The sequence below is a fragment of the Cupriavidus basilensis genome, assembly GCF_029335485.1.
Taxonomy (GTDB): Bacteria; Pseudomonadota; Gammaproteobacteria; order Burkholderiales; family Burkholderiaceae; genus Cupriavidus; species Cupriavidus basilensis_E.
The window spans coordinates 1-3,444 of the sequence record NZ_JARJLM010000671.1; the positions used below are offsets into that span (position 1 = coordinate 1).

Sequence of the window (3,444 nt, forward strand, 5' to 3'; positions counted from 1 at the left end):
TGATACGGCCGCTCTTTTGGCCCGACGACGAGGGGTCTTTCGCCGCATCCGGGTCGCCTTCTTTGCCTACTTTCTTGGCGAGACAAGAAAGTAGGTCGCCTCCCCGTAGGGGAGGTGAAACTGCCTTTGACGTTGACGTTGATTTTGACGTTAAGCCGTTAAGCCGTTAAGCCTTTGCAGTTACCCCCTGCCCAAAAAAAACAGCCAACCTTCACGGCGCACCCTGATAAACCCACTGCAACAACGCATCATGCGCATCCCGCGCCTGTGCCGCGTTCGCATGGTTGATATAACTCACCACCACATACCGATCCCCGTTCAAGGCATCGACATATCCCGCCAGCGCCCGTACGTCGGCAAGCGTGCCGGTTTTCATATAGGCATTGCCGGCGGCCCCGGCACGCGTCAGCCGGTTGCGCAGCGTGCCATCCACGCCCAGGATCGGCAGCGAATCGATCAGCACCGGTCCCACTTCGCTGGCCAGCGCCTGCTGTAGCAGGCGCGACATATCGTATGCGCTGATCCGTTCTTCGCGCGACAGCCCCGAGCCGTTGTCCAGCACCAGGTCCGGCATGTCCAGCCCCTGGCGGTTCAGCCAGCGCTGTACCACCTTGGCCGAGCGCGCGGTGCTGGCCGGGCCGCTGCGGTCGATTTCGGCGCCGATGGTCAGGTATAGCTGGCGCGCCATTACGTTGTTGGAGAACTTGTTGATGTCGCGCACGATCTCCGACAGCGGCTGGCCGTAGTGGCGCGCCAGCACGAAGGCGCCGCGCGGGACGCGGCCTACGCGCAGTGCCGGCTGGTGGGTGAAGCGCCCGCCGGCCAGCTGCCATTCGGCAACGAAGCCGCCCCAGGCGAACTCGTTGTGCGACAGCGTGGCGATATTCACCACGTGTTCGCCGCAGTCCGCGGCGTAGCTGCCGTCGAAGGAGGCCAGCACGGTGCCGTCGGCCTGCGGCGTGACCGACGGCCGGGCGCGCGCGGACCAGTCGCCGCATTTGCCGTTGGCGAGCGCGAGGCGGTTGTCGAGCTTGAGCTGCGCCAGCGCGGGAGTGACGGATACCGCAACCGACTGGGTGGCCGGCTCGGGCGTGATGGTGAAGGACAGCGTCTTGAACGAATACAGCAACGCGTCCGGGCTGACGTTGTAGGCGCGCTGGGTTTCTCCGTCGATGGTGCCGCCGGTACCGATGGAAGGATCGAAGAAGCTGCGGTCCAGCACCAGGTCGCCATTGATGGTGGTGGCGCCCGTGGCGCGCGCGGTGGCTACCAGCTTGGCCATTTCTTCAGGCACCAGCTTGGGATCGCCATGCCCGCGCAGGTAGATGCTGCCGTTGATGGTGCCGTCGGGGCCGGGCTGGCTGTCGGCGTAGAGCGTGGTCTGCCAGCGGTAGGCGGGGCCGAGCAATTGCAGGCCGGCGAAGGTGGTGACCAGCTTCATGGTCGAAGCCGGGTTCATCGGCGCCTGCGCGTTCCAGCTGGCCCGCGGCGCGTGCGCGCCGACCTTGATCACATAGAAGCTGGTGGCGGAGGCGGGCACATGGGCGCGCCGCAGCGCGGTCAGCACGCTGGCCGGCAGGCCTGAGCGCGCGGTGCCGGGCTCGGCGGCCGCGGCGGCAGTGTGGGTGGCCTTGGCTTTGTGGGCGGCGGGTTTGGCGGCGGCCGGCAGGCCGTGGATGCAGAGCAGCCCGGCGGCGCAAAGCGGCAGCAGGCGGCGAAGGAATGGGGAGCGGCGTTTCAGCATGGTGCCCATGTTAACGCATGGACATGGGGCAACGGATGACGCCGCGCCGAGATTTACACCGTGCCTGCCGGGTCCGGCTTCGTGGCGGGCGCGGGCTGTGCGAGCCGGCCGAGCAAGTCGCGCAGCGTGTCCTGCTGTTGCGGCGTCAATGCGGCTGCCACGCGTGCATCGTGTTCGCATACCGCAGCGGTGGCCGCCGCCAGCGTGCGGCGGCCGGCGGGCGTCAGCACCAGGCTGTAGGCGCGGCGGTCGTGCGGCGCGGGGCGGCGCGCCACCAGCTTCATCTCTTCCAGCGCGTCCACCAGCAGCACCGCGCCGGAACGCGCGATGCCCAGGATGCGGGCCAGCTCGGTCAGCTTGAGATGCGGATTGCGCGAGACGATGACCAGCGCGGAGAAGCGCGGCGGCGTGATATGCCACTGCGCCAGCGATTGCACGAAGTCTTCGTAGATGCGGATCTGCGCGCGGCGGATCGCGTAGCCGACCAGGCTGTCGAGCACGCCATAGTCGATGTCGGCCACATGCGCATCGAAGCCGCCGCCGCTATCTGCCTGGCCGCCCGGTGATGCCGCATCGCGGGCGCCGGCGGGATTGGGGGCGAGGGCTTCGCGGCTGCGGCGCGGACGCGCCTTTGCTGTGGTCATGGGCCTTGGCGTTGGTGAGTGGAGAGCGTGCCGGCGCGCGCGCAGCGGCGGTCCGGTCTGCTGTGGTCCGGTGTCTAGTTTAGTTGACCTGAAAATACCGCATTTCCACCCGGTCGGGATGGCGTGCCCCGGTGGCCACGAACAGGTGCTGCATAAGCCAGCCATACTCCGGCGCCGCGGTTTCGAAACGCGGCGCGGTGCGGAAGTAGATCAGGCCCGGATCGATGGTCTCGCCGGCACCCAGGCGCGCGATCAGGTCGGCGGGACCGCTGCGCAAGCCGGCATTGACGATATAGATGCGGGCGCCGCCGGTGGTCTCCAGCACGTAGCGGGCTTCGATATCCGCCACGATGATGCCGTCGCCGGCGTCGCGCCGCACCAGCTGGAAGTCCGCGCCGCCGGGCAGGATGCGTCCCTGCAGGCGGGGCCCGCGCACCTCGCCGTCCAGGATGGGAATCACGCGGCGGTTGCCCAGTGCGCTGGGGCCGACCTCGGTGACCGGCGCCAGCCGGAAGCTGAAGTCGGCCACATGCTCCAGCGTCGGCGACGGCAATGCGGCAAAAGCGGCGCAGGCGGATGGCACGGTCATTTCAGCAACTTCCAGTTGCCGTTGTCGATGGTCAGCATCACGCGGCCGCGCGTGTCGAAGCCGAAGTGATCCTGCGCGGTGTAGTTCAGCACGCCGTGCGAAACCACGATATTGCGCTCGCTTTCCAGCGCGGTCTTGAGCGCCTTGCGAAACGCCGGCGTGCCTGGCCTGGCCTGCCTGAGCGCCACCGGCACGATACGCTGCAGCACCAGCCCCGCATCGTAGGGATGGGCGCCGAACTGGGTGCGGCTGTCGGGCCCGTATTGCTTCTCGTAGCGGCTCACATAGTCCATTCCCGGCTTCTTCACGGCATTGCCGTCTGCCAGTTGCTCGGCCACGATCACCGGGCCCGCCGGCAGGATGGCGCCGTTGACGGCCTTGCCGCCGATGCGGATCAGGTCCTTGGTGGCGGCGCCGTGCGTGTGATAGACCGGGCCCGCATAGCCGCGCTCGCGCAGCGCGGTGTG

General features: G+C 67.9%; 3 protein-coding genes and 1 pseudogene. All 4 read right to left on the reverse strand.

Translation table 11 applies throughout. The annotated features are described in order from the left end of the window. Positions 1–211 precede the first annotated feature (211 nt). Positions 212–1,753, reverse strand: a complete 1,542-nt coding sequence (dacB, locus tag P3W85_RS41175; RefSeq protein ID WP_276269054.1) for a D-alanyl-D-alanine carboxypeptidase/D-alanyl-D-alanine endopeptidase — start codon at positions 1,751–1,753, stop codon at positions 212–214. Positions 1,754–1,797: 44 nt separating this feature from the next. Next, the gene (locus P3W85_RS41180) at positions 1,798–2,388 is read right to left on the reverse strand and encodes a MarR family winged helix-turn-helix transcriptional regulator (protein WP_276269055.1); all 591 of its coding nucleotides are present in this window, start codon (positions 2,386–2,388) and stop codon (positions 1,798–1,800) included. 79 nt (positions 2,389–2,467) lie between these two features. After that, positions 2,468–2,977: a DUF3237 domain-containing protein gene (locus P3W85_RS41185; protein WP_276269056.1), complete on the reverse strand. Its 510-nt coding sequence runs from the start codon at positions 2,975–2,977 to the stop codon at positions 2,468–2,470. Beyond that, a pseudogene (locus tag P3W85_RS41190) lies at positions 2,974–3,444 on the reverse strand (ABC transporter substrate-binding protein); the annotation flags it as partial. The pseudogene P3W85_RS41190 and the gene P3W85_RS41185, both read right to left, overlap by 4 nt.